At 63.4% G+C, this 25,404-nt stretch carries 19 protein-coding genes and 1 pseudogene; 11 read left to right on the top strand and 9 right to left on the bottom strand.

Annotation, left to right across the window (positions count from 1 at the left end; all coding sequences use genetic code 11):
- The first annotated feature begins 306 nt into the window (after nucleotides 1–306).
- The 4 genes from QEN71_RS21540 to QEN71_RS21555 all read left to right on the top strand — a co-directional run bounded on the left by QEN71_RS21540 (nucleotide 307) and on the right by QEN71_RS21555 (nucleotide 7,795).
- Nucleotides 307–2,598 carry a tellurite resistance TerB family protein gene (locus tag QEN71_RS21540; protein WP_201660455.1) on the top strand — a complete coding sequence of 764 codons (2,292 nt, stop codon included), beginning with the start codon at nucleotides 307–309 and terminating at the stop codon, nucleotides 2,596–2,598.
- Nucleotides 2,595–3,905, top strand: coding sequence for an ATP-binding protein (locus tag QEN71_RS21545; protein ID WP_201660452.1), 1,311 nt, complete (start codon nucleotides 2,595–2,597; stop codon nucleotides 3,903–3,905). The genes QEN71_RS21540 and QEN71_RS21545 overlap by 4 nt, the downstream gene beginning before the upstream one ends.
- Nucleotides 3,877–6,111, top strand: coding sequence for a DEAD/DEAH box helicase (locus tag QEN71_RS21550; protein WP_201660449.1), 2,235 nt, complete (start codon nucleotides 3,877–3,879; stop codon nucleotides 6,109–6,111). The genes QEN71_RS21545 and QEN71_RS21550 overlap by 29 nt, the downstream gene beginning before the upstream one ends.
- A 172-nt stretch (nucleotides 6,112–6,283) precedes the next feature.
- The gene (locus tag QEN71_RS21555) at nucleotides 6,284–7,795 is read left to right on the top strand and encodes an MDR family MFS transporter (protein WP_201660446.1); all 1,512 of its coding nucleotides are present in this window, start codon (nucleotides 6,284–6,286) and stop codon (nucleotides 7,793–7,795) included.
- Between the two features lie 24 nt (nucleotides 7,796–7,819).
- Here QEN71_RS21555 and QEN71_RS21560 read toward each other — a convergent pair whose 3' ends face one another.
- Entirely contained in the window at nucleotides 7,820–8,713 is an 894-nt protein-coding gene (locus tag QEN71_RS21560; protein ID WP_201660442.1) for a LysR family transcriptional regulator, read from the bottom strand.
- Nucleotides 8,714–8,918: 205 nt separating this feature from the next.
- Here QEN71_RS21560 and ampC point away from each other — a divergent pair, with 205 nt between their 5' ends.
- A complete protein-coding gene (gene ampC, locus QEN71_RS21565) occupies nucleotides 8,919–10,010 on the top strand; it encodes a class C beta-lactamase (RefSeq protein ID WP_377791969.1) in 1,092 nt (363 codons plus the stop codon).
- Nucleotides 10,011–10,023: 13 nt separating this feature from the next.
- Here the strand turns inward: ampC and QEN71_RS21570 are convergent, their stop codons facing one another.
- Genes QEN71_RS21570 through QEN71_RS21580 form a run of 3 tightly spaced genes read right to left on the bottom strand, consistent with a single transcriptional unit; the run spans nucleotide 10,024 to nucleotide 13,899 of the window.
- Nucleotides 10,024–11,106, bottom strand: coding sequence for a serine hydrolase domain-containing protein (locus QEN71_RS21570; RefSeq protein WP_201660573.1), 1,083 nt, complete (start codon nucleotides 11,104–11,106; stop codon nucleotides 10,024–10,026).
- A 41-nt stretch (nucleotides 11,107–11,147) separates the two neighbouring features.
- Nucleotides 11,148–12,467 carry an MFS transporter gene (locus QEN71_RS21575; RefSeq protein WP_201660439.1) on the bottom strand — a complete coding sequence of 440 codons (1,320 nt, stop codon included), beginning with the start codon at nucleotides 12,465–12,467 and terminating at the stop codon, nucleotides 11,148–11,150.
- Nucleotides 12,468–12,477: 10 nt separating this feature from the next.
- The gene (locus QEN71_RS21580) at nucleotides 12,478–13,899 is read right to left on the bottom strand and encodes a M20 family metallopeptidase (RefSeq protein WP_201660436.1); all 1,422 of its coding nucleotides are present in this window, start codon (nucleotides 13,897–13,899) and stop codon (nucleotides 12,478–12,480) included.
- Between the two features lie 136 nt (nucleotides 13,900–14,035).
- On the opposite strand from QEN71_RS21580, the gene QEN71_RS21585 reads away from it, so the two are divergent.
- Nucleotides 14,036–14,941, top strand: a complete 906-nt coding sequence (locus QEN71_RS21585) for a LysR family transcriptional regulator (protein ID WP_201660433.1) — start codon at nucleotides 14,036–14,038, stop codon at nucleotides 14,939–14,941.
- 94 nt (nucleotides 14,942–15,035) lie between these two features.
- On the top strand, nucleotides 15,036–15,797 hold the full coding sequence (locus QEN71_RS21590) for a Fic family protein (protein ID WP_201660430.1): 762 nt from the start codon (nucleotides 15,036–15,038) through the stop codon (nucleotides 15,795–15,797).
- A 12-nt stretch (nucleotides 15,798–15,809) separates the two neighbouring features.
- On the opposite strand, the pseudogene QEN71_RS21595 reads toward QEN71_RS21590, so the two are convergent.
- Nucleotides 15,810–15,923: pseudogene (locus QEN71_RS21595) on the bottom strand (GntT/GntP/DsdX family permease); the annotation flags it as partial.
- 414 nt (nucleotides 15,924–16,337) lie between these two features.
- Here QEN71_RS21595 and QEN71_RS21600 point away from each other — a divergent pair.
- Together QEN71_RS21600 and QEN71_RS21605 are read left to right on the top strand one after the other, a co-directional pair.
- On the top strand, nucleotides 16,338–17,477 hold the full coding sequence (locus tag QEN71_RS21600; protein WP_201660427.1) for a porin: 1,140 nt from the start codon (nucleotides 16,338–16,340) through the stop codon (nucleotides 17,475–17,477).
- 248 nt (nucleotides 17,478–17,725) lie between these two features.
- Nucleotides 17,726–18,181, top strand: coding sequence for an META domain-containing protein (locus QEN71_RS21605; RefSeq protein ID WP_201660424.1), 456 nt, complete (start codon nucleotides 17,726–17,728; stop codon nucleotides 18,179–18,181).
- A 151-nt stretch (nucleotides 18,182–18,332) separates the two neighbouring features.
- Here QEN71_RS21605 and QEN71_RS21610 read toward each other — a convergent pair whose 3' ends face one another.
- The 4 genes from QEN71_RS21610 to QEN71_RS21625 all read right to left on the bottom strand — a co-directional run bounded on the left by QEN71_RS21610 (nucleotide 18,333) and on the right by QEN71_RS21625 (nucleotide 23,536).
- On the bottom strand, nucleotides 18,333–19,007 hold the full coding sequence (locus tag QEN71_RS21610) for a ProQ/FinO family protein (RefSeq protein ID WP_201660420.1): 675 nt from the start codon (nucleotides 19,005–19,007) through the stop codon (nucleotides 18,333–18,335).
- 321 nt (nucleotides 19,008–19,328) lie between these two features.
- Entirely contained in the window at nucleotides 19,329–20,546 is a 1,218-nt protein-coding gene (locus QEN71_RS21615) for a porin (RefSeq protein WP_201660417.1), read from the bottom strand.
- Nucleotides 20,547–20,756: 210 nt separating this feature from the next.
- Nucleotides 20,757–22,655 carry a bifunctional sugar phosphate isomerase/epimerase/4-hydroxyphenylpyruvate dioxygenase family protein gene (locus QEN71_RS21620; RefSeq protein WP_201660414.1) on the bottom strand — a complete coding sequence of 633 codons (1,899 nt, stop codon included), beginning with the start codon at nucleotides 22,653–22,655 and terminating at the stop codon, nucleotides 20,757–20,759.
- A gap of 35 nt (nucleotides 22,656–22,690) precedes the next feature.
- Nucleotides 22,691–23,536, bottom strand: coding sequence for a BKACE family enzyme (locus tag QEN71_RS21625; RefSeq protein ID WP_201660412.1), 846 nt, complete (start codon nucleotides 23,534–23,536; stop codon nucleotides 22,691–22,693).
- 380 nt (nucleotides 23,537–23,916) lie between these two features.
- On the opposite strand from QEN71_RS21625, the gene QEN71_RS21630 reads away from it, so the two are divergent.
- Together QEN71_RS21630 and QEN71_RS21635 are read left to right on the top strand one after the other, a co-directional pair.
- The gene (locus tag QEN71_RS21630) at nucleotides 23,917–24,687 is read left to right on the top strand and encodes an IclR family transcriptional regulator domain-containing protein (RefSeq protein WP_201660409.1); all 771 of its coding nucleotides are present in this window, start codon (nucleotides 23,917–23,919) and stop codon (nucleotides 24,685–24,687) included.
- Between the two features lie 33 nt (nucleotides 24,688–24,720).
- Complete coding sequence (locus QEN71_RS21635; RefSeq protein ID WP_201660406.1) at nucleotides 24,721–25,389, top strand: phosphoribosyltransferase; 669 nt, start codon at nucleotides 24,721–24,723, stop codon at nucleotides 25,387–25,389.
- The last annotated feature ends 15 nt before the right edge of the window (nucleotides 25,390–25,404 follow it).

A 25,404-nucleotide genomic window follows, 5' to 3' on the forward strand; every position in this document is an offset into this window, starting at 1 on the left:
TATAATCAAAGGTCGCGACCGCGCCGGGCAACGGATTCCCGGCGATGTGGAGGGGAGAACAACGCGCCGCGGACGTAACAGTCACGGGAGGGTGTGGCTGTCGTCATGGGCACGCCGATGGGGCTTGCTTTTCGGCTCCCGGCGGCCATCTGATTGTTCTGGTGCCGACCGTGCTCGTGGTACGGGCGGATCGTCGCTGGTTTCCCTTCAAGCTTGCATCGGACGACACGTTGCGTGAAGACCGAATCGCAGGTGTCGCCGTTTTCATCCGGATCTCACAGGGCTCGCGAAGAGCCGCGCAATTTCATGACAAGTTCTTCCGGCTCATACGACGACGAGCCGTTGGTATCGATGAACATGGCGGGCGCTACGGCCGACGCCTACCGCATCGGCCCCGCGTCCTCCGGCGCGCGGCCGGCTATGCGTACGTCTGCGCGCTGGATCGCGCCGGGCGAAACCGTCGATATCCACGGCGTCGACGTGTCGGGAGGCTTTTTCTACACGGGCGACGTGCAGCGCTCGCACGCCGATTCGATCGAAGCCTGCGTGATCGATGTGCGCTTCGACGTGGCTCGCGACGGCGCGGATCCGTCGGCGGGACTGGGCAGTGTCGCGCTGAGCTATGGCGGCTTTACGCCCGAGCAGCGCCGCGCGTACCTCGAATGGCTGGCGTCCGACCGCAAAAAGTCGGACATCAACACCGGCTACCTGTTTTTCTATCTGTACGGGCTGGAGCGGCGGGTTCTCGTCGACGGCGCGGCGGGCAAGGTGAGCGGCGACGAATTCAACGCGATCGCGAAGGAACTGCGGCGCCTGATCAATCTCGACGCCAACTACGGCTGGCAAAAGCACGTGCGCGCGCTGATCGATGCGCTGTCGCTGATGGCGTCGCGGCACACGCGGATGTATCTGCAACCCGCGCCCGACGGACTCGCGACGGGTTATCAGGTGCCGCTGAACGTGCGCGTCGCGTTTGGCCAGGCGGCGCTCGACCAGCATCCGCTGCCCGCTGACTGGGCGCTCGCGTGGGTCAAGCTCGATCCGATGATGGTGCGGCGCACGGCCGTCGCGCGTTGTCCTGAGGAATTCGACCGGGTCTTCACGCGGCAATATCGCGACCGTTTCGGCGTCGGCATGCTGCTGCCCGCGAACCGCACGAAGCTCGATGCGTCGCCGCAGCCGTCGTTCCGCGCGTTGAAGAGCGTGCCCGTGCCGGGGTTTCTGGTTGGTTTGCCCGATATCGCCGCCGTCAACGGCACGCGCAACAAGCTGCAACTGCTGATGCACGAAAGCGCCGTGGCGCTCGATGCGTACAGCCGCTATCTCGGCCGCTATCCCGAGGCGCAGGGCACGCTCGAGGCGACGCTGACGCTGCCGCCCACGATGTGGCCGCAGGCGACCCACGACGCGATCGATGCGCTCGCCGACGAAATCGCCGGGGAGACCGCCGTCAGCACGTTCGGCGCGCTGCTGGCGCGCTTCCGGTCGGGCGGCAAGATGACGCGCGACAAGGCCGTCGTGTTCACGACAGCGCTCGCGGAAGCGGGCATCGCCGTCGAGCCGGACGTGCGCCTCGGCGCGCGCACGCCGAAGCCGACCGACGCCGTCGCGCTGTTCACGATCGAACCGGGCGCAAGCCCGCTCGCGATCGACGACGCGTATGAAGTCGCGACGATCATCGTCGACCTGGCCGCGACCGTCGCGCGCGCGGACGGCGATGCGACGCAGCGCGAGACGGCCGTGATCGAATGGCAGATCGACCAGTGGCCGCATTTGTCGGACGAACAGCGCAGGCGTCTGAAAGCGCGCAACCTCGTGCAACTCGCGCAGCCGACGGCGAGCGCGGGCTTGAAGAAGAAGCTCGAACCGCTGTCGCACGATGTGAAGGCGACGATCGCGTCGTTCCTCGTGCATACGGCAAATGCCGACGGCGTCGTGTCGCGCGACGAAGTGCGGTTGCTCGAAAAGGTGTACCGGATGCTCGGCATCGATCCGCAGCGTCTTTACACCGATCTGCATCAGCATGCGAGCGGCGCGGCTGTCACACCGGCGCATGCGGGCACGAAGCCGTCGAAGAAACACGCCGACGCGCCGAAGCCCGCTGCACCGAAGCACGAATTTGTGCTGGACGCGACGCGCATCGCCGCACTCAAGGAAGAGACGGCGCGCGTGTCGTCGATGCTGGCCGACGTGTTCGTAGAAGAAGCGCACACGGCGCACGCAACCCCGCACGCCGCCGAGCACGTTCGCACGCCGGAAGCCGTCAAGGAACAGCACGTGCTTGAGGTTCCAGCAGCAACGGCCACGCACGACGAAGCGCAGCAAACGTCTGACGCAAACGCGGAAGCAAGCGACGAAGCAAACGAGCCGCTGCTGGGCCTCGACGACGCGCACTTGTCGTTCCTGCGTCTGCTCGTCACGCGTGCGTCGTGGACGCGCGCCGAACTCGCCGACGCCGCGTCGCATCTCGAACTGATGCTCGACGGCGCGATCGAACAGGTGAACGAGGCGTCGCTCGACCGTTGGGACGAGCCGCTCACGGACGGAGACGATCCCGTCGAAATCAATCAGGAAGTCGCACAAAGGTTGGCTGCATGACAACGATTCGCCCCAGGGACCGCGACGCGGTCCTGCAATCCCTGCGTGCCGGCGTCGTGCCGCGCATCGGGCAACATCTGATCCAGGTCGGGCGCGCGCGCGAACTCGAAGCGCTGCTGAAGGACATCGAGCGCGTCGCGGACGGCGGCTCGGCGTTTCGCATCGTCGTCGGCGAATATGGCGCGGGCAAGACGTTCTTCCTGAATCTCGTGCGCGCAATCGCGCTCGAGAAAAAGCTCGTCACCATCCACGCGGATTTGAATCCCGACCGGCGCCTGCATGCGTCGGGCGGCCAGGCGCGTTCGCTGTACGCGGAACTCGTCAAGAACATGGCGACGCGTACCAAGCCCGAAGGCGGCGCGCTCGCGGGCGTGGTCGAGAAGTTCATCGGCCAGGCGAAGACGGAAGCGAAAGCGACAGGCCGCAGCAGCGACGAAGTGATCCGCGCGCAGCTCTCGCAACTGACGGAGATGGTCAACGGCTACGATTTCGCCGATGTGATTGCCGCTTATTGCAAGGGTTTCGAGGAAGGCAACGAGAAGCTCAAGAGCGACGCCGTGCGCTGGCTGCGCGGCGAGTTCTCGACGCGCACCGATGCGCGCCAGGCGCTCGGCGTGCGCACCATCGTCGACGACGCGAACATGTACGACCAGCTGAAAGTGCTCGGCCGATTCGTGCGGCTCGCAGGCTACAGCGGCCTGATGGTGTGCCTCGACGAAATGGTGAACCTGTACAAGCTCGCCAATCTGCAGGCGCGCAACGCGAACTACGAGCAGATCCTGCGCATCCTGAACGACTCGCTGCAAGGCACGGCGGAAGGGCTCGGTTTCGTGCTCGGCGGCACGCCCGAGTTTCTGCTCGACACGCGACGTGGCCTCTACAGCTACGCGGCGCTGCAGTCGCGCCTCGCGGAAAACGCGTTCGCGACCAACGGTCTCGTCGACTACAGCGGTCCCGTGATCCGTCTCGCCGCGCTCACGCCCGAAGACTTCTACGTGCTGCTCGACAAGCTGCGCCTCGTCTATGCATTCGGCGACGCGAGCAAGGCGCTCGTGCCCGAGGAAGCGATTCCCGCGTTCATGGCGCACTGCGCGACACGCCTCGGCGAAGCGTATTTCCGCACGCCGCGCACGACGATCACCGCGTTCATCAATTTTCTGGCGGTGCTGGAGCAGAACCCGTCGACGGACTGGCGCGAACTGATCGGCAGCATGGATATCGAGCGCGACACGGGCGGCGCGGCCGACATCGTCAACGACGCCGCGTCCGACAGCGACGATGAGCTTGCCAGCTTCCGGCTCAACTGATTCGCGCAGCTTCGACCTGCTCGACGAGCGCATTCGCCGCTGGATCTGGCGCGAAGGCTGGACCGAGTTGCGCGATGCGCAGGAGCGGGCGGTGCCCGCGCTGATCGATGCCGACCGCGACGTGATCATCGCGGCGGCGACGGCCGCGGGCAAAACGGAAGCGGCCTTTCTTCCCATTCTGTCGAACCTGCTGCGCGACGAACCGTGCAGTGGTTCCGTGCTGTACGTCAGTCCGCTGAAGGCGCTGATCAACGACCAATGGTCGCGTCTCGACAATCTCTGCGAGGCGCAGGAGATTCCCGTCACTGGCTGGCATGGCGATGTCTCGTCGGGACGCAAGCAGCGCTTCGTGAAAAAGCCGACGGGCGTGCTGCTGATCACGCCCGAATCGCTCGAAGCGATGTTCGTCACGCGAGGAGCCTCGCTGGCCACGACGTTCGGCGCGCTGCGTTATGTGGTCGTCGATGAGTTGCATGCGTTCATCGGCTCGGAGCGCGGCATGCAGTTGCAGTCGCTGATGCAGCGCGTCGATCATGTGTGCGGGCGGCGCGTACCGCGCGTCGGCCTGTCGGCGACGCTCGGCGACATGCGGCTCGCCGCCGAATTTTTGCGTCCGAAAGGCGCGCAGGACGTGCAGATCGTCGAGTCGGGCAATACCGGACAGGAACTGAAGATCCTGATCAAAGGCTATGTCGAGAAGCCGCCGCGCATCCAGTTCGAACCGGGCATCGAGAATCCCGGTCTCGAAGACGTCGTGCCCGCCAGCACGGTCGAAGTCGCGAATCACATGTACAAGGTGCTGCGCGGCTCGAACAATCTGATCTTTCCGAACAGCCGCCGGCAGGTCGAGCTCTACGCCGATCTATTGCGCCGCGCATGCGAGCGCGACGGTTATCCGAACGAGTTCTGGCCGCATCACGGCAGTCTGTCGAAGGAATTGCGCGAGCAGACGGAACAGGCGCTGAAGAAGGGCGACCGGCCCGCGAGCGCCGTCTGCACGACGACGCTCGAACTCGGCATCGACATCGGCGCAGTGAAGAGTGTGGTGCAGGTGGGCGCGCCGCCGTCGGTGGCGAGCTTGCGGCAGCGGCTCGGGCGCTCGGGACGGCGCAAGGGCGAAGCGGCGATTCTGCGCAGCTATTGCGTCGAAGCGGAATTGCACAGTGGCTCCGATCTGTCGGACCGGCTGCGCGAGAGCCTCGTGCAATCGGTGGCGATGGTGAATCTGCTGCTGCGCGGCTGGTTCGAGCCGCCGCGCGCTGGCGGCATGCATCCGTCGACGCTCGTGCAACAGATTCTGTCGATCATCGCCGAGCGCGGCGGTGCGCGAGCAAACGAACTGTGGGACACGCTCGTCGTGCAAGGCCCGTTCGGCGCGATCGACAAGCCGACCTTCGCGGCCATTTTGCGCAGCCTGGGTTCGAAAGATCTGATCGTGCAGGAAGCAAGCGGCTTGCTGCTGCACGGCGTGGCGGGCGAGCGGCTGGTCAATCACTACGAGTTCTACGCATCGTTTTCGACCGACGACGAATTCCGCATCGTCGCGGGCGCGAAGGTGCTCGGCTCGGTGCCTGTGTCGCGGCCGCTGGCGCCGGGGCAGGGACTCGTGTTCGGCGGTCAGCGCTGGCGTGTGCAGGAAGTCGACGCGCCGCGCAAGACCGTCTACGTGAAGCCCGACCAGGGCGGCGTGCCGCCCGTGTTCGACGGCGGCGGCTCGCTCGTGCACGACGAGGTGCGGCGCGAGATGTTCAACGTGCTGAAGGACGGCGCGCCCGTCGTGTTCCTCGATTCGACGGGGCGCGAACTGCTCGAAGAGGCGCGCCGCTATTTCGCGTCGAACGAACTGGCCACGCGCTCCGTGTTCACGCATGGCGGCAACACCGTGCTCGCGACATGGTCCGGCGACTGGATCAACGATGCCCTCGTCGTGCTGCTGCGCGCCGAAGGCCTCGATGCATGGAACCAGGGACCAACGGTGAGCGTGCGCATCCACGGCGCCGATTCGATGAAGGACGCGCTGCAACGGATCGCCGCGCTGACGCCGTCGCAGACCACGGATGCGTTGCGCGCGATCGGCAACATCGACAACGAAAAGTGGGACTCGACCTTGCCCGACGACGTGAAGCGCAGCGCGTACGCGTCGCTGCGGCTCGACATGCCGGGCGCGCAGGCGCTGGCGCGTCGGCTGGCGGCTGCGTGTGAGTGATCCGCGCCGCTCAAAATCCATCACAGCCGGATCAAAGCGTGTACATCCAAGTGCGCGCGCGCCAATTAAGCGGTAGCATACATTTCTTTGCGCATCGACTGTCTCGCGAAAACCGCGCTGTTTCCGCGAACGGTCGACACCCCCGGCGCAGCACACATAAGACCGTTTCCCCATGTCGAACCATCCCCAGACGAAGCGTCATCTCGTCATCGCGGCCGTGATGGCGTCGATGGCGATGGTGGCTATCGAGGCCACCATCGTCTCGACGGCCATGCCGCAAATCGTCACGCAACTCGGCGGCCTGCGCCTTTACAGCTGGGTGTTCTCGTCGTTCCTGCTCGCGCAGACGGCGATGACCGTCGTGTTCGGCAAACTCGCCGATCTGTTCGGCCGCAAGCCGACCGTGCTGGTCGGCATCGCCATTTTCCTGATCGGCTCGATCGGCGCGGGTTTCGCGTGGTCGATGCCCGCGATGATCGTGTTCCGGCTGATCCAGGGCATGGGCGCGGGCGCGATCCAGCCCGTCACGCTGACCATCGTCGCCGACCTGTATCCGGCGCGCGAGCGCGGCAAGATTCAGGGCTATCTGGCGAGCGTCTGGGCGATCTCGGCCGTGATCGGTCCGATGGCGGGCGGTCTGCTGATCCGCGATCTGTCGTGGTCGTGGATCTTCTGGATCAACGTACCCATCGGTTTTCTGGCCGCGTTTTTCTTCATCTCGTTCCTGCATGAAGAGAAGCGTCACCAGCGTCCGTCGATCGACATCATGGGCGCAGTGCTGTTCACCATCGCGATCGGTGCGCTGATGATGGCGCTCACCGACGCCGGCTCGGAAAACAACGGCCGCGCGCTGTTCGAAGTGGCGCTGTGTGTCGTCGTAGGCGTGCTGTTCGTGTGGCACGAGCGGCGCGTGGCGGAGCCGATGATCTCGTTCGCGCTGTGGAGCCAGCGGCCCATCGCCGCGTGCAATGCGGCGACCGTGATGTCCGGCATGGCGCTGATGGGTCTCACCACGTTCCTGCCGATGTATGTGCAGGGCGTGCTGCATCAATCGCCTGTGGTTGCGGGGCTTGCGCTGACGATGGTGATGCTCGGCTGGCCGTCGGGCGCGACCTTCACCGCGAAGTCGTTTCATCGGCTCGGGCTGCGGCGCCTGATGGTCGCGGGCAGTTTCTTCCTGCCGCTCGGCGCTATCGCGTTCGCGCTGCTGCAGCCGAACGGCTCGCCCGTCACGGCGGGTGTCGGGTCGCTCGTGATGGGACTCGGCATGGGGATCGTCAGCGTCAGTTCGCTGATCCTGATTCAGGAAATCGTGCAGCCGTTGCAACGCGGTTCGGCCACGGCGTCGAACCTGTTTTCACGCAACCTGGGCAGCACGCTCGGCGCGGCGATTTTCGGCGCGGTGCTGAACTTCGGCCTGAGTCACTTCAAGGGTATGTCGATCACGTCCGACCAGTTGCGTTCGCTGCTCGATGCGACGCCGGGTGCGGCTCAGACCGCCCAGGCCGCGCTGTCGGCCAACGACATGGTGCGCGCGGCGCTCCATCATTCGCTGCATCTGACCTTCCTGTCGATCTTCGTGATCTGCGTTGGGGCGGTGCTGTCGGTGATGATGGTGCCGCACATCAAGATCGGCGAACAGCGCGAAAAGACATCGGCGGCTGCACATCTCACCGAGATGTGATTCGTTTCCAGGGCGAGGGCGCTTTTACGGCGCTTCGCCCGATGCATCCCCGCCTTCGGCCACTTCCTTTGCAATCCACAAGCTGAACGCGCGCATCGCGGGCGACGCCGGTTTCGCCTTCTGCCACGTGAGCCAGTAACTGCCCGCGTGCACGTCGATATCGAACGGACGCGCAAGGCGTCCCATCGACAGATCGCGTTCGAACATCGACGCCGGTGCGAGCGCGACGCCCGCGCCTTGCATCGCCGCTTCCACCATCAGCCGCGACGAATCGAACACGGGCCCGCGCACGGGACGCGGCGCGAGACCCGCTGCCGCGAACCAGCTCGCCCAGTCGTCGGCGCGATACGAGCGCAGCAGCTTTTCGCTGGCGAGATCGGCGGGCGTATGCAGCCGTTGCGCGATCTCCGGCGTGCACAGCACCGACAGCGGCGCGTCGAACAGCTTCGATGCGCGTGAACCGGGCCACGTGCCGTCGCCGAAACGGATCGCGAAGTCGAGACCTTCGGCGGCGAGATCGACGAGATTGTTGTTCGTCATCAGACGCAACTCGACGAACGGATGCGCGTCGTGAAAGGCTTTCAAACGCGGCATCAGCCAGCCCACTGCGAACGTGCCGACGGCGCCGACCGTCAGCACCTCATGAAAATGCCCGCCTTCAAATTGCCGCAGCACGGCTTCGATGCGATCGAACGCGTCGCTGAGCACGGGACGCAACGCGAGTCCTTCATCCGTGATCGCGAGTCCACGCGGCAGACGCTTGAAGAGCGTCGCGCCGAGGCGTTCTTCGAGCGTCCGCACCTGCTGGCTCACGGCCGCCTGCGTGACGTTCAGTTCGAGCGCGGCGCGCGTGAAGCTCAGATGCCGGGCCGACGATTCGAACGCGCGCAGCGCGTTCAGAGGCAGATACGGTCGCATGTTCGAGTCATAAGATTTTCTGGGGCATCGGGCAATTTATCATCGTTTGTCAGTCGACTGCGAAAACGCGATAGTGGCGGCACTTCAAGGAGAAGCAATGGTCACGAGGCGGAAGTTCACATTCACGATGATCGGTGGTGGGTTAGCTGGTGTTGCGGCTCAGGCGTTCGGCGCCGGTGCGGCTGCGTCCGCGCAACGGCGCGGGATGCACGCGGGCGCTCGCGTCAAACAGGCCGTCGACGCAGCGATCCAGCCGATGATGGCCAAAAACGGCATTCCCGGTGTAGCAGTCGGTGTGATCGTCGACGGGCGGGCGCAGGTGTTCAACTATGGCGTTGCATCGACGCAATCTCATGAACCCGTCACCGACGACACACTGTTCGAACTTGGCTCCGTGAGCAAGACGTTCACGGCGACGTTGACGGAGTGGGCGCAGGTCGATGGGCAGTTATCGTTGAGCGATGAAGTCGGCAAATATCTGCCGGAGCTGCACGGCACACCGTTCGGGCAACTTGGCCTGCTGAATCTCGGCACGCACACGCCGGGCGTGCTGCCGCTTCAGGTGCCCGACGAAATCCACAACGACGCGCAACTGATGCGCTACTTCAAGGCATGGCGTCCGACGTATGCGCCCGGCACGGTCCGCACGTACACGAATCCGGGCATCGGCACGCTTGGCCTGATCGCGGCGAAGAGCATGGGGCAGGACTTCACGGCGCTGATCGAGCAGCGGCTCTTTCCGGCGCTTGGGCTGAGAAACAGCTTCATCGACGTCCCCGTTGGCAGGGCGGCTGATTACGCACAGGGCTATACGAAGGACGGCAAGCCGATCCGCATGGCGGGCGGCGTGCTCGCGGCACAGGCGTATGGCGTGAAATCGACGGCGGCCGACATGCTGCGCTTCATCGAAGCCAACATGAAGCTCGTCACGGTCGACAGCCAGTTGCAACGCGCGATCACGCAGACGCATACAGGCTATTTCCAGGCCGGTCCGATGACGCAGGATCTGATCTGGGAGCAATACCCGTATCCCGTCAAGTTGAGCGCGCTGCTGGAAGGCAACGGCTCGGCGATGGCGCTCGACGCGACGCCCGTCAAGGCAATCGTGCCCCCCGAAGCGCCGAAGGACGACGTCTGGATCAACAAGACGGGCTCGACCAACGGCTTTGGTTCGTACGTCGCATTCGTGCCGTCGCGGCGCATCGGCATCGTGATTCTCGGCAACCGGAATTTTCCGATTGCGGATCGGGTTGCCGCCGCGCACGGCATTCTGGAATCGCTGGATCGCGGCGGTTAGTGAAGCGCGAGCGCTATCGTGAGCAGGCCGTATCGATAGCGCTCAGCATCTTGCCGAAGAATGCGTCCGCGTATTGGGAATCGAGCCAGCGCACGATCAGCGCGATGCGTCGCTCCGGCTCGATCCACATGAACGAACTGCCCGCGCCGACGCCGAAGTAGCTCGATTCCGGCACGCTGGGAAACACGCGCCGCGCTGTGTTGAGCCACACGAGATAGCCGTAGTACGGCGCGAGCGCGCAGGGCGTTTGCATCCGCGCGATCCATTCGGCTGAGATCACGCGGCGGCCGCTGTTGGCACCACCAACAAGCCCTTTATCAAGCAGCATCTGCGCGACCTTCAGCTGATCGTTCGCGCTCACCGACATCCCGCCGCCCCAGTGCGAGCCGCCTGGCACCGACTGCACGCGCTTGCCGCCGACTTCGAGCCACGCATCGTCATAGCCGACCCACTGCCAGTTTTCGCTCGCGCCGACGGGCCGCATGATGGCTTCGCGAAACACCTCGGGCAATGGCTTGCCGAACAGATGCAGCAGCGCCAGCGACAGCTGGTTGATGCGCACGTCGTTGTATTCCCAATACGTGCCGGGTTGCTGCAGCGGACGCAGGTCGCCCTTTTTGCCGCTGGGCGGATCACCGAACGTCACCGCGCGATAGTGATCGGCCTGATCCGACAGACCGAAGCACTTGCCTTGCCATTCGCTCGTCTGCTGCAACAGCTGCGTCCACGTGATGGACGCGTTGTGCGCATCGTCGAAGCCGATGCCCGGCACGCGCACGCGTACGGGCTCGTCGGGATCGGGCAGCAGGCCGCGATCGTGCGCGACGCCCGCCAGCAGCGCGAGGTACGTCTTCGCGATGCTGAACGTCAGGTCGGCGCGATCCGGCTCGCCCCATGTCGCGAGCAGCCTTCCGTCGACGGCCACGGCACCCGACACCGGCCCGCGGTCATGAATCGGCCCGAGCAGCCGATTCCACGGCGGCGGATCGTTCACATGCACGCCGAACTTGCCATCGGCGTTACGGTCCCACGGCGATTCGTGATCGATCGAAAACTGGATCGCGCCTCTCACTTCCTGCGGCACATCGGCTTGCATACGTGCGGGTTCCTCGTGATTCATTCGACTCATTGCACCATTCAATGCGCGTTCAATTTCGCGCGCGCCCAGACCAGCGTCAGCAGACTGACGATAGCGGCCATCATCAGATACAGCCCCGGCGCGAGGTTGTTGCCCGTTGCCGCGATCAGCGCCGCGACCGCGAGCGGCGTGAAGCCGCCGAAGATCGTCGTGCCGATGTTGTAGCCGAAGGCCATGCCCGTCGTGCGCGTGCGGGTCGGGAAGAGTTCGGCCATCAGCGCGGGAATCGGCGCGAAGTAGGTGGCCTTGAGCAGCGCGACCCAAGTGACGGCGGCGAGCAGCGTCGGCAGCGACGGATGCGCATTCATGAACATGAACGCGGGATACACCGTCACGAAGAACAGCGCGCCCGCGCCGAGCATGATGCGCGTGCGGCCCACCTTGTCCGACCAGTGCCCGACGATCGGCGTGAGCACCATGACGATCAGCCCCGCGAGCAGCGTCGCGATGAAGCCCGACGACGGCGCAAGACCGAGTTGGCGCGCCGCGTAGGTCGGCATGTAGAGAATCATGTAGTTGGCCGTCGTCGTGAGCACGAGCGAGCCGATCGACACCAGCACGCGCGACTTCTGTGTCGCGAGCAGTTCGCGCACGGGCGATTCGGCTTTTTCAGTGCGCTCGAATTCGGGCGTTTCATCGATACGGCTGCGGATATAAAGCCCGACGGGACCGATCAGCATGCCGAACAGAAACGGGATGCGCCAGCCCCAGCCTTCGAGTTGCGGCTGCGTGAGCATGCCCGTCAGCACCGCGCCGAACGCGGACGCGAGCAGCGTGCTCGCGCCCTGGCTGGAGAACTGCCAGCTCGACATGAAGCCGCTGCGCTGCGGCGCGTGTTCGATCAGGAATGCCGTCGAACTGCCGAACTCGCCGCCCGCCGAGAAACCCTGCAACAGCCGCGACGCGAAAATTCCGATCGGCGCGAGCAAGCCGATCGACGCGTACGTCGGCATCAGCGCGACCATGCCCGTGCCGAGCGTCATCATTGCGATCGACAGCGTGAGCGAAGCCTTGCGGCCTTTTCTGTCGCTGTACGAGCCGAGCACGAGCGCGCCGATCGGCCGCGCGAGATACGACAGCGCGAACGTGCCGAGCGTGAGCAGCAGCGAGACGGTTGCGTTGTGCGCGGGGAAGAACAGCTTCGACAACGTGGTCGCGAAGTAGCCGTAGGCGATCAGGTCGTAGAACTCGAGCGCGTTGCCGATCGACGTTGCGATGATCAGGCGCGACACGCTCGTGCCCGACTTCGCGGACGCGCCTGCTTCATGCGAATCGTGCGACGAAGAAGGATGATGTGCGGTGACGGAATCCATGTTCATTGCGACGTCCTCAGGCGGGGGTGGTCGAAACATGCGGTGCGGGATTGTTTGCGCTCACGTCCTGCGCGCCGAGATCCCAGAAGAGGCCGGCCATGATGCGCAGTCCGTCGCGCACGACAGGGCCGAGCAGATGCTCGTTCGGCGCGTGCTGCGAGCAGCCGGGATACGAGTGCGGCACCCAGATCGTCGGCATGCCGAGCACGTCGGCGAAGACGTCGTTGGGCAGCGTGCCGCCGAGGTTCGGCAGCAGCACGGGCTCGTCGCCCGTCGTCTGACGCAGCGAACGCAGCGCCCATTGCACCCACGCGTTGTCGGGATCGACGCGTGTCGCGGGCGCGCCGCGCTCCACGTCGAGTTCGATCATGCCGAAGCCGTGCTCGTCGAGATGCTTGCGCACGATCGATTCGAGGTTCTGCCAGTCCGTGCCGACCACGAAGCGGATCTGCATGAACGCGATGGCCGAAGGCGGAATCGCGTTGACGGGCTTCTCCGGGTTGCCGGTGCGGAACGCGAGCACTTCGAGGTTGTTCCAGCCGAACACGCGCTCGGTTGGCGTGAGGCCCGGCTCGCCGTAGTCGGTATCGACGGTCGGTTCGCCCGGATTGCCGCCCACGGCGATGTCCGACAACGCACGACGCACCGAGTCGGGAATGGGCGGCGGGCGCAGCCCGTCGACGAGAATCTTGCCGTCCGCATCGACCATCGACGCAATCGCGCTCGCGAGCACGACGCCCGGATTGCGCAGCAGCCCGCCCCAGTTGCCCGAATGATGGCCGCCTTCGCGCAGCGTCAGTTCGAGCTTGAAGTTCACCAGACCGCGCGAGCCGAGAAAGAGCGTCGGACGATGCGCGGACAGGCGCGGGCCGTCGGAGGCGATCAGCACGTCGGCGGCGAGTTCGTCGCGCAGTTGTGTGCAGAGCGCGTGCAGGCCCGGCGAGCCGACTTCCTCGCCCGTTTCGAACAGCAGCTTCAGATTGAAGCCGAGTTTGCCGCCGCGCGCGTCGAGCACGGCCTTCAATGCGGCGAGATTGATGCTGTGCTGGCCTTTGTTGTCGGCGGTGCCGCGGCCGTACCAGCGTTCGCCGTCGACGGTCACGTCCCACGGCGAGAGCCCGTCGCGCCACTGCGCGTCGTAGCCGCGCACGACGTCGCCGTGACCGTAGCTGAGCACGGTCGGCAGCGCATCGTCTTCATGGCGATGCGCGATCAGGAACGGACCTGCGCCTTTCGCGGGATTGTCGACGACCCGGCAGGTGAAGCCCCACTGTGTGAGCAGCGGCGTCAGTTCGTCGTCGAGATAGCCGCGCAGGCGTTCGCCGCTGTCGGTCTCCTGGCTCTCCGTGCGATACGCGACGCGGCGCCGCAAGTCATCGAGAAAACGGCCGGAATCATACTGGCTGGCCGCGTTTTGAATGGCGATATCACGAGTCAACGGCAGGTCTCCTGTGCTTCGCGCCGACATAGGGCGCGGGTTCGTCAATAAGCAGTCGAATCGATGCTGCGGTCGCCGATATTTCTGCACAATTACAATATTTGCGACGAATCGTTGCCGAAACGGCAAAGCGGACATGGACAACACAGCACTGCGTTACTTTCTGGAAGTGGCTCGCAGCGGGTCGCTGAGCAAGGCATCGGAGCGGCTTTTCGTCGCCGTGTCGGCGTTGAGCCGGCAGATCGGCAAGCTGGAGGAAGAACTGGGGACGCCGCTATTCGAACGTCGTCCGCGCGGGATGGTGCTGAGCGACGCCGGCCGCCTGCTGGCGGAACACGCACGGCGCAGCGTGCTCGAAACGGAGCGCGTGATCGGCGAAATCCGCGGGCTGGCGGAGGAGGGGCACGCGACGATCCGCGTCGCGAGTTCGGAGGGCGTCGCGCCGCATTTTCTGCCGCAGGTGTTCGCGCATTTTCTGAAGACGTATCCGTCGACGCATTTTCAGCTCGACGTGTCCGCGCCATCCGTGGCGACGCAGCGGGTGAGGGAAGGGACGGTGGACATCGCCGTGTGCTTCAGCATCGCGCCGGAGAAGGAGATCAACGTGCACTACTCGCAGCGCGCGCCGATCTATGCGCTGGTGCGGCGCGGGCATCCGCTGGCGGCGCGCGAGTCGGTGTCGTTGAAGGACCTCACGCCGTGGCCGCTCGCGATGGACAACCAGGGCGTGACGATCCGGCAGCTGTTCGATATTTCATGCAGCCTCGAAGGGCTGATTTTCGAGCCGGTGTTCGTCAGCAACTATCACGCGGCGCTGCAGAGTTTCGTGAGGCTGACGGATGCTGTGACGCTGACGGGTTATCTGACCGTGCGCAGCCGGCTCGAAGTGGATGGTTTGGCGGCGATTCCGATTACGAACCCCGAACTGCATCAGCGCACGCTGCAGGTTCAGACGATGGCGGGACGCACGCTGCCGCAGACAGTGCAGGCGTTCGTCGATTTGTTGAAGCGGGCGATTGATGCGCCGGAGATTGTGGATTGACAGGCGTTTCAGCGAAACGCACGGCAGAAGGGCGATGCTATGATCGGGCCATGCGCACGATCGATTCGACACACCATTTGCGCTCACAACACAGATGACACTTTCACCTAGCGCGCAATTCGAGGCCATCGATAACGACAAGTCGAAGCTCGACGCGGCTCGCCCGTTGCCGAAGCATTCGCTCGCCACATTGCGCGAGAAGCTGGCACTGGAATGGACCTATCACTCCAACGCAATCGAAGGCAACACGCTTACGCTGCGTGAGACCAAGGTCGTACTCGAAGGCATTACGGTAGGCGGGAAATCGCTTCGAGAGCATTTCGAAGCGACCAACCATCGCGATGCCATCCTCTATGTCGAGGAACTGGTCGCGAAGGACGAGTCATTGTCGGAATGGCAAATCCGCAACATTCACAGTCTCGTGCTGAAGGGCATCGACGATGGTGAAGCAGGGCGGTATCGGCAGGAAAACGTCGTGATTGCGGGCGCAAGCACGATTCCGCCGGACTTTCTCCATCTGCCCGCGGAAATGAAGTCGCTCGTCGAATGGCACGCCCAGGCGCGCGCGCTGCATCCTGTTGCGCGTGCTTCCGAACTCCACACGCGGTTCGTCAAGATTCATCCTTTCGTGGACGGCAACGGACGTACAGCGCGCCTGTTGCTGAATTTCGAATTGATGAAGGCGGGCTATCCCCCAGCGATCATCCGCAAGGAAGATCGCCTCGCGTACTACGATGCACTCGATGAAGCCTGCGTGACGGGTGATTACACCGCGATCACGCTGCTCGTCGCGCAAGCGGTTCAGCGTTCGCTCGACACTTACCTGCAGGTCCTTGGGCTGCGCGACGAACCCTGACGTTGCTTCATCCCAGAAGCCCGCGTCGTCGACGTGGCAGAAGAACACGGACCCCGCGCCGATCGCGAGCGCCATCAGCGAATTGTCGGTGGCCGACAATCCTGCGACGACAGGCGCGTTAACGCCGCGTGCGTAATGCCCAGATCGCTTTAAAAAACGCAATGCTTCTAATTGACAATGATTTATTGCGAGTTTTAAATAGAATTTAAATCAGGTCATTGGATTGCCATTCCTTACCATTATAAGAATAGGAAAGGTAAATGCGCATTCCGCCGCTTGCGGCTTTAACAACCGATTCATAGAATCCGCAGGCCTGTATTCCGGGAACAGCTAGAATTGGGCACTTGGGGCGCATCCGCGAGAGGGATGCGCCCCATTTCACATCTGCACCTGCATCGCCGAAATTACGAATAGCGTTACCGGGAAGATTAGGAAAGCATTTAAAGGGTGGTTAAAACACAACGACAAAGTCGCAATGCCAGATCAATCAGATATTCTCCGCGCCACGATAGCATTCGTTATCGGAATAATGGAGAAAAGATGAAAAAGCTCGTACTCTCGACCCTCTCGCTCGCGCTGTTCGCCACGGCCGGCGCAGCACACGCTCAAAATTCGGTGACGCTCTACGGTTTGCTCGATACGGGCCTCACGTACTCCAGCAACTCCGGCGGTCACAGCAACATCCAGCAGGCTAGCGGCATCCTGAACGGCAACCGTTGGGGCCTGCGCGGCTCGGAAGATCTCGGCAATGGCCTGAAGGCGATCTTCACACTGGAAAGCGGCTTTAACCTGTCGACAGGCGCGATGGGCCAGAACAGCCGACTGTTCGGCCGCCAGGCATTCGTCGGTCTCGCAAGCAACCAGTACGGTTCGGTGACGCTCGGTCGTCAGTACGACAACCTCGTCGACAATCTGGGCCCGCTGTCGCTGAACGGCACGCAATACGGCGGCACGCTGGCTTCGCACCCGTACGACAACGACAACCTGAACAACTCGTTCCGCGTCAGCAACTCGGTGAAGTATCAGAGCGTCGATTACGCGGGCTTCAAGCTCGGCGCGATGTACGGCTTTTCGAACGAAGCTGACGGCTTCTCGGACAACCGCGCGTACAGCGTCGGCGCAACGTACGCATTCGGCGGCCTGAAGGTTGCGGCGGCTTACCTGCAACTGAACGGCGCGGGCTCGAGCAACACGAGCGGCGCAGTGAGCACGGACGCGACCTTCACGGCTTCGCGTCAACGCACGTACGGCGCGGGCGTCAGCTACGCGTTCGGTCCGGCGAACGTCGGCTTCGTCTTCACGCAGACGCAACTCGCGAACGCGACGGCGATCGGCTCGACGGCATCGGGCAAGTCGAGCGGCTTCACGCTGAACGGCACGGGTGCGCACTTCACGAACTTCGAACTGAACGGCCGCTATGCGATCACGCCGGCATGGTCGCTGTCGGGTGCCTACACGTACACCGATGCAAGCCTGCAAGGCGTCGATCCGAAGTACCACCAGATCACGCTGCAATCGGATTACGCACTGTCCAAGCGCACCGATGTCTATGCTGAAGCGGCTTACCAGCACGTCGGCAGCACGGGCAGCTCGGGTATCACGGCGCACATCGTCGGCGTGAGCGCTTCGTCGACGGATTCGCAAGTCGTCGGCACGGTCGGCATCCGTCACCGCTTCTAAGCGGCTCGACGTGTGCGAGATTCAGTGCATGCGATGCATCGCGGTATGACGTGACATTGCGTGGTTTTGAGTCTCGCGCGAGACTGCTTCTGACGCGCGTTCCGTGTGCAGCGGAGCGCGCGTTTTTTCTTGTCTGCGCTGGGCGCGAAAGATGGCTGGGCGAGGGCGCGTGGCACTCGAATGGATCTGCGGGCGCTTCGGGCGCGCGGATATAATCGCGCTCGACTATCGTCAGGGAGACGTTGCCTGTGAAAAAGATCAATGCATGTGTGTTGGCTGCTCTGGTGCTCGCCGGTTGTTCGTCCGCCGAAAAGGAAGCGCGCCAGGCGCAGGCGTATCAGCACAACGAAACCAGTCTCGCCGCCGCGCAGCGCAATGCAGCCGTCGATTGCCAGGAGGCGCAGTGCGACGCCGCGTGGGCGCAGACGAAGCGCTACGTCGAGCAGCACTCCGATACGTCGGTGACGCGCGCCGATGCGCTGGCGATCGAAACCGAAGTGCCGTATAGCTCGGGCAAGGTGTCGTTTTCCGCGACGCGAGTGGCCAAACCCGGTGGCGCGACGCTCACGCTGTTCGCGCAATGTCGCGGGATGTATGGACCGGACAATGCCAAGGGTTCGGATTACGACGATTGTGTTGAGAAGATTCTGAAGACACAGAATGGGTATGCGGCGTTTGTTCGGGGGCGTGGCGCGGCGCAGTGATTTGTTGTTGGTGCGGGGATGGCTGGCTGGGGTTGGCTAAAAGCGGACATTACAACTTGGCCGCTACATCCAGAATGTTGATAATTAAGATTATGTCAAATAACGAATAAGCAGCAGCAAACCCGCCACCGCTCCCTACAACCTCAATCCATCAACCTTGCGCCTGATCAGCAGCCGGCGCGTTTCCTTCTTCGCCATCCGTGCTGGCCGGAGCCTCAGCGGAAGTCGCAGCCGCAGCCGCAGTCGCATCACCCGCCGCCTTCTCAACAACACCCGCACCATCAGTCTTCGCCGCCGGTTTCGTCCGGCCGCCCGAACGACGTCGCGCGAACGCCGATTCCGACGCCGTGACCTTGCCCGTTTCCGCGCCCGTCAGATCGACGCGCGATGCGCCTTCCGTCAGGCTCGCCCAATAGCGGCTGCCACGGCACCACGTGCTCACGGCATCGCGGACTTCCTGCTCGGTCAGTTTCAGTTCGCCGGCCTGCGCGAGCAGATCGTCGAGAATGCCGATTTTCAGCGCGACCTTCGGTGCAGGATTCTTCGGAAATGCCAGCGGGAACCGCTTCTGCAACTTGCCGATGGTATGCACGACGGGATCGACGGGATTCTGCTGCTTCGCGGCCGGACGCGCGGGCGCCGGCTTGCGGTCCGCCTTCGCGGCAGGCTTGCCCGCCGGACGCGCGTCTCTGGGTTTCGAGTCCTTAGCCTTCGCATCCTTGCCCGGGTGGGCAGCGTGCGTGTCCGCAGCCTGCTTTTCCTTGCGCTGCGCTTTTGCCTGCTTGGCGAGTTCGTCCCTCAGCTTCGCCAGTTGTTCAAAGCCCATGTGTTCACCTTCATTGCAATGACGCAGGATTGTAGCAGCCGCTGAGCATCTCGATGCCCACTGGCTCTCCTTGCTGTCCGTCCATGATGCATGCCGTTGATGGCTTTTTGCTGTCGCCATGCCGATTTCAGCGCGTCACAAACGGAAATTCAACCGCCGACGCGGCCAGCAAGCGCCGATCCCGGCCCGCAAATGCAACTCGATGCAGCATGCGGGCCCGCAAAAGCAAAGCGCCGCAATCGCGGCGCCCTGTCCTGCTCGACGGCAACTTCAGCCAACCGTCAAGCAGCGTTCAAACGATAAAACAGCTTCAGGCGAGAATCAGAAGCGGTGAATAATGCCCGCGCCGACGCCGACCATGCTGCGCGAGGACGAAGGCGTCGAGTTGAAACCGTCGCCGAGCGTTGCCGTTGCGTTGATGATGGTGCGGCCGTTCGTGCCGAGCGTCTGGCCGTTCGCGCGCTGGTATGCCTGCAGCGCGTAAATGCCCGTGCGCTTGGACAGCGAGTAGTACTCCGACAGGTTGAACTGCGAGTACGACGCGCTGCTCGTGATGCCATTCGACTGCGTCGCGCGCGTGTACGCATAGCCCGTCGCGAAGTCCCACGCTGCCGTCGGCTTCCAGTGCAGCACGATGCCGCCCGAATTCCAGATCGCCAGGTTGCGGTACGACGAGCCGATGCCCGGAATGTACTGCACGTTCGAGTACGTTGCCGTGATGTCGAACTGGCTGCTGAACGTGTAGCCCGCGCCGACCGCGAAGCGCTGCTGCGCGCGCGCCGTCTGGAAGCCGTTGGTCACAGCCGAGACACCCGCCTGCGAGCCGTTGTTCGACGTCGCCGTGTCGGTGCCGAAAGTGCCGCCGTTCACGTTCGAGTTGTTGATCTTCGAGAAGCCGACCGCGATGCCGATCGGGCCCTGCGCGTATTGCACGGCCGTGCTCCACGTCGAACCCTGATACGCGCTGCCCGGCACGCCCGCGAACGAATACGAGCCGCTGAACTTGAAGCCGTAGAGTTTCGGCGACATGTACAGCAGTGTGTTGTTCGCGCGATAAATCGTATCGAGACCGTCGACGTCACCCGCGTGCGCGCCGTAGAAACCCGTGAGCCATGTCGTCGGGCTGTACGGCGACAGCAGCTGGTAGTACGACGCATACTGGCGGCCGGCCGTCAGCGAGCCGTACGCATCGTTCGTCACGCCGACGAACGCCTGGCGGCTGAACATCAGGTTGGTCGTCGACATCGCGCCGTTGTTCGCGCTGAAGCCTTCTTCCAGCGTGAAGATCGCCTTGGTGCCGCCACCGAGGTCTTCCGCGCCCTTCAGGCCGAAGCGGCTGCCCGCCCACACGCCCGTGACCATCTTGACTGCCGAGTGGCCGTTCGCGGTCGAACCGAGCGTAGTCGAACTCGACTGATAACCAATGCCGTTATCGACGATGCCGTACAGCGTCACGCTGTTCTGTGCGAAGGCAGGCATCGCGGCCAGCACTGCTGCGCAAGCCAGCGCGAGTTTGACTTCGGGGTAACGTCTTTTCATCTCCTGATCCTTTTATCTTTGAGTGTTATGACGATGCAGAGCATCGCTTTGCCGGCTTCGGACAAACGGAGACCGTCGCCGCCAGTGCTGCGTGGTAGTACGGGAAAAGCCGAAGTGATGCGGGGAAAGCCGGGTTGCCTGTATGTCGTGTTGCGCGGATCGCTACGGGTAACCACTAGTACGTCACCCGCGCGATCTCTGTTCGTGCTGCTAGCCGTTCTTGCGCTGTGCCTGCGCGGCGAGTCTCACAGGCGCGTTCACCGCGCCGTATCCGTCATAACCGCCCTTGCGCTGCACGATCTCTAGGAAGAAGCGTCCGTCCATCTGCTCGGTGTACACATGGAAGAATTCGCCGCCCTGCGCGTCCCGGTCGTAGAGCACGTGAGCGTCTTTCATCATCGAGACCATGCTGTCGGCGAAATCGTATCGCGCTTCAAGGTCATCGTAATAGTTCGACGGGATCCGTAATAGCCGAACGTCGCGTGCGCGCAACTGTTCGACGGCCGCGAAGATATCGTCGGTGACAAATGCCACGTGATTCAGACCTGTACCGCGATACGTATGCAGCGATTGCGCCGTCGACGTGCGCCCGTCCACCGACGCATTGAGAACGATCCTCACCGAGCCGTCGGCGCTGCGCACCGCGCGGCTGCGCACCAGTCCGTAAGGATCGGGAAGCAACCAGGCCGCCTCGGCTTCGAAGCCGAACACAGCCCTGAAGTAAAGAATCCACGTATCGAGCGTATCGGCGGGCAGATCGAGGCACACGTGATCGATACGTTTCAGCTCGCCCTGCCCGGCCGGCTGTCCGTTGGCCTGCGCGTCGAGCACGAAGTCGGCTTCATACAACGTCGGCTCGTCGGGCCGCGCATCGACGAAGTAATGCAGGCTGCCATCAGGCGCACGCACGCCCGGCACGACGCGTTCGTTCGGGCCGACTCGGCCCGAAAACGGTGCATAGCCGAACGACGTCGCGCGCTCGAATACACGCCCGGCATCGTCGACCTGAAACGCCGACGCGCACAGCGACAATCCGTGCCGATGAAAGAACTCGCTCGCAAACGAATCCGTCTCGGCGTTCAGCACGATCGACGCATCGCCCTGCTGATACAGCGTCACGTCTTTCGAGCGATGCTTGCCCGCCGCATGAAATCCCGCTTCAGCAAAGCGCTGCGCAAGACGCGGCGCGCTCGTCGAATCGACGGCGAACTCGATGAACTGGAAACCCGAATGCGCGGGCGGCGCAGGCGGCGTGAACAGCGGCTGCGCATCCTGCGTGACTGTTGATGCGTCACGTCGATGCGCGGCCTGCTCTTCGAGATACAGCAGCGAGCGATAACCGTCGGCAGCCGTCGCTGCCGTCGGCGCGGCGCGAAAGCCGTCGTTGAAAATCTCCAGCGAAAACGGGCCTTGATAACCCGTCGCCAGCACACGATCCGCGAAGCCTGCGACGTCGAATTCGCCCTGCCCTGGGAAGCATCGGTAGTGACGGCTCCATTCGAGCACGTCCATCTTTTGCAGCGGCGCATCGGCGATCTGCACGAACGCGATGCGGTCGCCGGGAATGTCGGCGATGGGATCGATGGGGTCGTCGATCGACAACGTGTGGAAGCTGTCGAGTATCAGCCCGAGATTCGAATGATTGACGGCATCGACGAGCCGCCATGCGTGGCGATACGAATTCACATACTTGCCCCACGCCAGCGCTTCGAAACCGACGCGCACGCCTTCGCGTTCGGCGAGCAATGCAAGCTCGCCGAGCTGATCGACGATCAAACCGTCGTCTGCAATCACGTTTGCGTTGACGTTGCTGCACACGAGCACCAGATCGGTGCCGAGTTCGTGCATCAGCTCGAACTTGCGTTGGGCGCGGTTCAGATTCTGCGCGAGCCGTTCCTTCGAGACGCCCTCGAAATCGCGGAACGGCTGGAACAGCATGATCTGCAGGCCGAGATCGTCGCAACGCTTGCGAATGTCGGCGGGCGAGCCGTCGAAATACAGCAGATCGTTCTCGAAGATCTCGACGCCATCGAAGCCGGCCGCGCGAATCGCAGCGAGCTTCTCGACGAGCGTGCCGCTAACCGACACGGTGGCAATGGAGCGAAGCATAGTGGGCTCGATGAGAAAACGTACTGAATGCGCGCTCAGGCGACGGGCTTGAGCGCCAGCAGCTCACGCGCCTGTTTCGCCGTCGCGACGGGACGGCCGTATTGCGCGCACAGATCCGCCACGCGCTGCACCAGCTGCGCATTGCTCTTCGTGAGCGTGTCCTTGTCCCAGCGCACGTTGTCTTCGAGACCCGTGCGGCAATGGCCGCCCATTTCGAGCGTCCAGTGATTCACTTCGAGCTGGTGACGGCCGATGCCTGCCGCCGTCCACGTCGCCGTCGGCAAGAGCTTCTTCAGTTGCTCGACTTCGAATTCGAGAATCTCGCGGCGCGCAGGCAATGCGTTCTTCACGCCCATCACGAACTGCACGTGCACGGGCTCTTTCAGCAAGCCCTGTTGAACGAGATCGACGGTGCTGTACAGCATGGCCAGATCGAAAATTTCGATTTCGGGCTTCACGTCATGATCGAGCATCGTCTGTGCGAGCATGCGCACGAAATCGGGCGGGTTCTCGTAGACAGTAGTCGGGAAATTCACCGAGCCCGTCGCGAGCGAGGCCATGTCGGGACGCAAATCGAGCATCGCGCCGCGCTGTTCGAACGAACGGCCGCGGCCGCCCGTCGAAAACTGGATGATGATGTCCGGGCAATGCTTGCGGATGCCCTCTTGCAGCACCGCAAAGCTGTTGCGGTCCGAACTCGAACGCTCTTCTTCGTCGCGCACATGCAGGTGCACGAGCGTCGCGCCCGCTTCATACGCTTCATGCGTGCTCTCGACCTGCTCGGGCACCGAGATCGGCACGGCCGGATTGTCCTTCTTGCGCGGCACGGAGCCCGTGATCGCGACGGAGATGATGCAGGGCTGACTCGTTGCTTGACTCATGGCAGAACCTTCTTCGGTGAAACCCGTGTTGCAGGGCGACGCATTCGCTATTCCCGTCGATGCGGCGCCGGCAAGACCGCGAGCCGCTGAGGTGGCTCAAGAATAGGCAAGCGAGCCAGGTCGGGCAATGCTGGCCAACGCCAAACTGTGCGTTAATCGCACGTTTATGTGCGATTAACGCGCGCTTTGCGGGTTTGCACCAGGCACGATGTGGTGGCGCGGATACAGCGGGTGCAAGGATTCGCGCGGTTTTTGGGGTGAATGGACCGGTGTGATTTGATCGCCCGCGCACGAATCAGCCAACGAAACGCAATTGCCCTACGTGAGCGATAATCGCGCGTATCGATACGTTAGCCGCGCAGAATCAAGGGGTAATTGCCATGAACCGACCGCCATTGGACAAACGCGACTGGATCGCGGGCCTCGAAAAAGGCCTCGCGATCCTCGAGTCGTTCGACAGCGAACACGCGCGCCTCACGCCGAGTCAGGCCGCGCAACTGACGGGCATGACGCGCACGGCCGCGCGCCGCTATCTGCTGACGCTCGAACATCTCGGCTATGTGCAGGGCGACGGCAAGCTGTATGGATTGACGCCACGCGTGCTGCGCGTCGGCTGGTCGTATTTCGATTCGGCGCGTCTGCCGAAAACCGTGCAGCCGTATCTGCAGCAACTGAGCGCGTCGATCGGCGAATCCGTCTATGTGAGCGTGCTCGACGACTGGGAACTCGTGTTCATCGCGCGTAACGGCACGTCGCGCGTGATGACGACAGGCTTCGTGCTCGGCGCGCGTGTGCCCGCCCCGCTCACCTCGCCCGGCGTCGTGCTGCTCGCGTATCACCGCGATCAGGACGCGATGCAGACGTGGCTCAACGACACGTCGCTCGCACCGTTCACGCCGCACACACTGACGAACCGCACGGGTCTGCTCGAAAAGATTCGTCGCGCGCAAGCGGACGGTTTCGCTGTGATCGAACAGCAACTCGATATCGGCGTGCGTGGTGTGGCCGTGCCGATGAAGAACCGGCATGGCGAAGTGGTCGCCGCACTCAGCACGAACATGCCGATGGGCAAGGAGACGTCGGAAGCGGCGCTGCATCGCGTGTTGCGGCCCTTGCAGGAGTCGGCCCTTTCGATGCTCAACGTCCTATAGTGAAGGGATAGCGGACGTGGGAGCGAGCGAATCATGCACCAGCGGTTTGCGGATCGCGCCGACGCGGGCCGTGCGCTCGCCGATCATCTGAAGCAATACGCACGACGCGATGACGTCGTCGTGCTCGGCTTGCCGCGCGGCGGTGTGCCTGTCGCGTATGAAGTCGCACGCGCGCTCGGTGCGCCCCTCGATGTTTTAGTGGTGCGCAAGCTCGGCGTGCCGTGGCAATGCGAACTGGCGATGGGCGCGATCGCATCGGGCGATGCGTTGTATGTGGATGAAGAACTGCTGCGCGAGACGGCTGTGTCCCGTGCTGATTTCGAGCGCGTACTGGCCGATGAAAAAGTGCAACTCGCGCGACGCGAAGTACTGTTTCGCGATCCGCAGCGCAACAGTATCGACGTGGCGAATCGCATCGCGATCATCGTCGACGATGGACTCGCGACGGGTGCGTCGATGACAGTCGCAGCACGCGCATTGCGCGCTCGCTCGCCCGCGAAGATCGTCGCTGCGTTGCCCGTTGCACCATATGATGCGTCGGCGCGGATCGGCGGCGAGATCGATGAATTCGTCTGTGTGGTGACGCCGGAATCCTTCTTCGCTGTCAGCCAGTTCTATTCCGACTTCAACGAAACGACCGACGACGATGTGCGCGCAATACTCGCACACGCATCGTCGGCCAGCGGGCCCGCTTCGTCCTGATCGCACGCGAACTCG

Source organism: Paraburkholderia sabiae, assembly GCF_030412785.1.
Classification (GTDB): domain Bacteria; phylum Pseudomonadota; class Gammaproteobacteria; order Burkholderiales; family Burkholderiaceae; genus Paraburkholderia; species Paraburkholderia sabiae.

Coding starts and splice junctions, on each gene's coding strand:
- QEN71_RS21540 (WP_201660455.1), top strand. CDS start 307: ATGACAAGTTCTTCCGGCTCATACGACGACGAGCCGTTGGTATCGATG.
- QEN71_RS21545 (WP_201660452.1), top strand. CDS start 2,595: ATGACAACGATTCGCCCCAGGGACCGCGACGCGGTCCTGCAATCCCTG.
- QEN71_RS21550 (WP_201660449.1), top strand. CDS start 3,877: ATGAGCTTGCCAGCTTCCGGCTCAACTGATTCGCGCAGCTTCGACCTG.
- QEN71_RS21555 (WP_201660446.1), top strand. CDS start 6,284: ATGTCGAACCATCCCCAGACGAAGCGTCATCTCGTCATCGCGGCCGTG.
- QEN71_RS21560 (WP_201660442.1), bottom strand. CDS start 8,713: ATGCGACCGTATCTGCCTCTGAACGCGCTGCGCGCGTTCGAATCGTCG.
- ampC (WP_377791969.1), top strand. CDS start 8,919: ATGCACGCGGGCGCTCGCGTCAAACAGGCCGTCGACGCAGCGATCCAG.
- QEN71_RS21570 (WP_201660573.1), bottom strand. CDS start 11,106: ATGCAAGCCGATGTGCCGCAGGAAGTGAGAGGCGCGATCCAGTTTTCG.
- QEN71_RS21575 (WP_201660439.1), bottom strand. CDS start 12,467: ATGAACATGGATTCCGTCACCGCACATCATCCTTCTTCGTCGCACGAT.
- QEN71_RS21585 (WP_201660433.1), top strand. CDS start 14,036: ATGGACAACACAGCACTGCGTTACTTTCTGGAAGTGGCTCGCAGCGGG.
- QEN71_RS21590 (WP_201660430.1), top strand. CDS start 15,036: ATGACACTTTCACCTAGCGCGCAATTCGAGGCCATCGATAACGACAAG.
- QEN71_RS21600 (WP_201660427.1), top strand. CDS start 16,338: ATGAAAAAGCTCGTACTCTCGACCCTCTCGCTCGCGCTGTTCGCCACG.
- QEN71_RS21610 (WP_201660420.1), bottom strand. CDS start 19,007: ATGGGCTTTGAACAACTGGCGAAGCTGAGGGACGAACTCGCCAAGCAG.
- QEN71_RS21615 (WP_201660417.1), bottom strand. CDS start 20,546: ATGAAAAGACGTTACCCCGAAGTCAAACTCGCGCTGGCTTGCGCAGCA.
- QEN71_RS21620 (WP_201660414.1), bottom strand. CDS start 22,655: ATGCTTCGCTCCATTGCCACCGTGTCGGTTAGCGGCACGCTCGTCGAG.
- QEN71_RS21625 (WP_201660412.1), bottom strand. CDS start 23,536: ATGAGTCAAGCAACGAGTCAGCCCTGCATCATCTCCGTCGCGATCACG.
- QEN71_RS21630 (WP_201660409.1), top strand. CDS start 23,917: ATGAACCGACCGCCATTGGACAAACGCGACTGGATCGCGGGCCTCGAA.
- QEN71_RS21635 (WP_201660406.1), top strand. CDS start 24,721: ATGCACCAGCGGTTTGCGGATCGCGCCGACGCGGGCCGTGCGCTCGCC.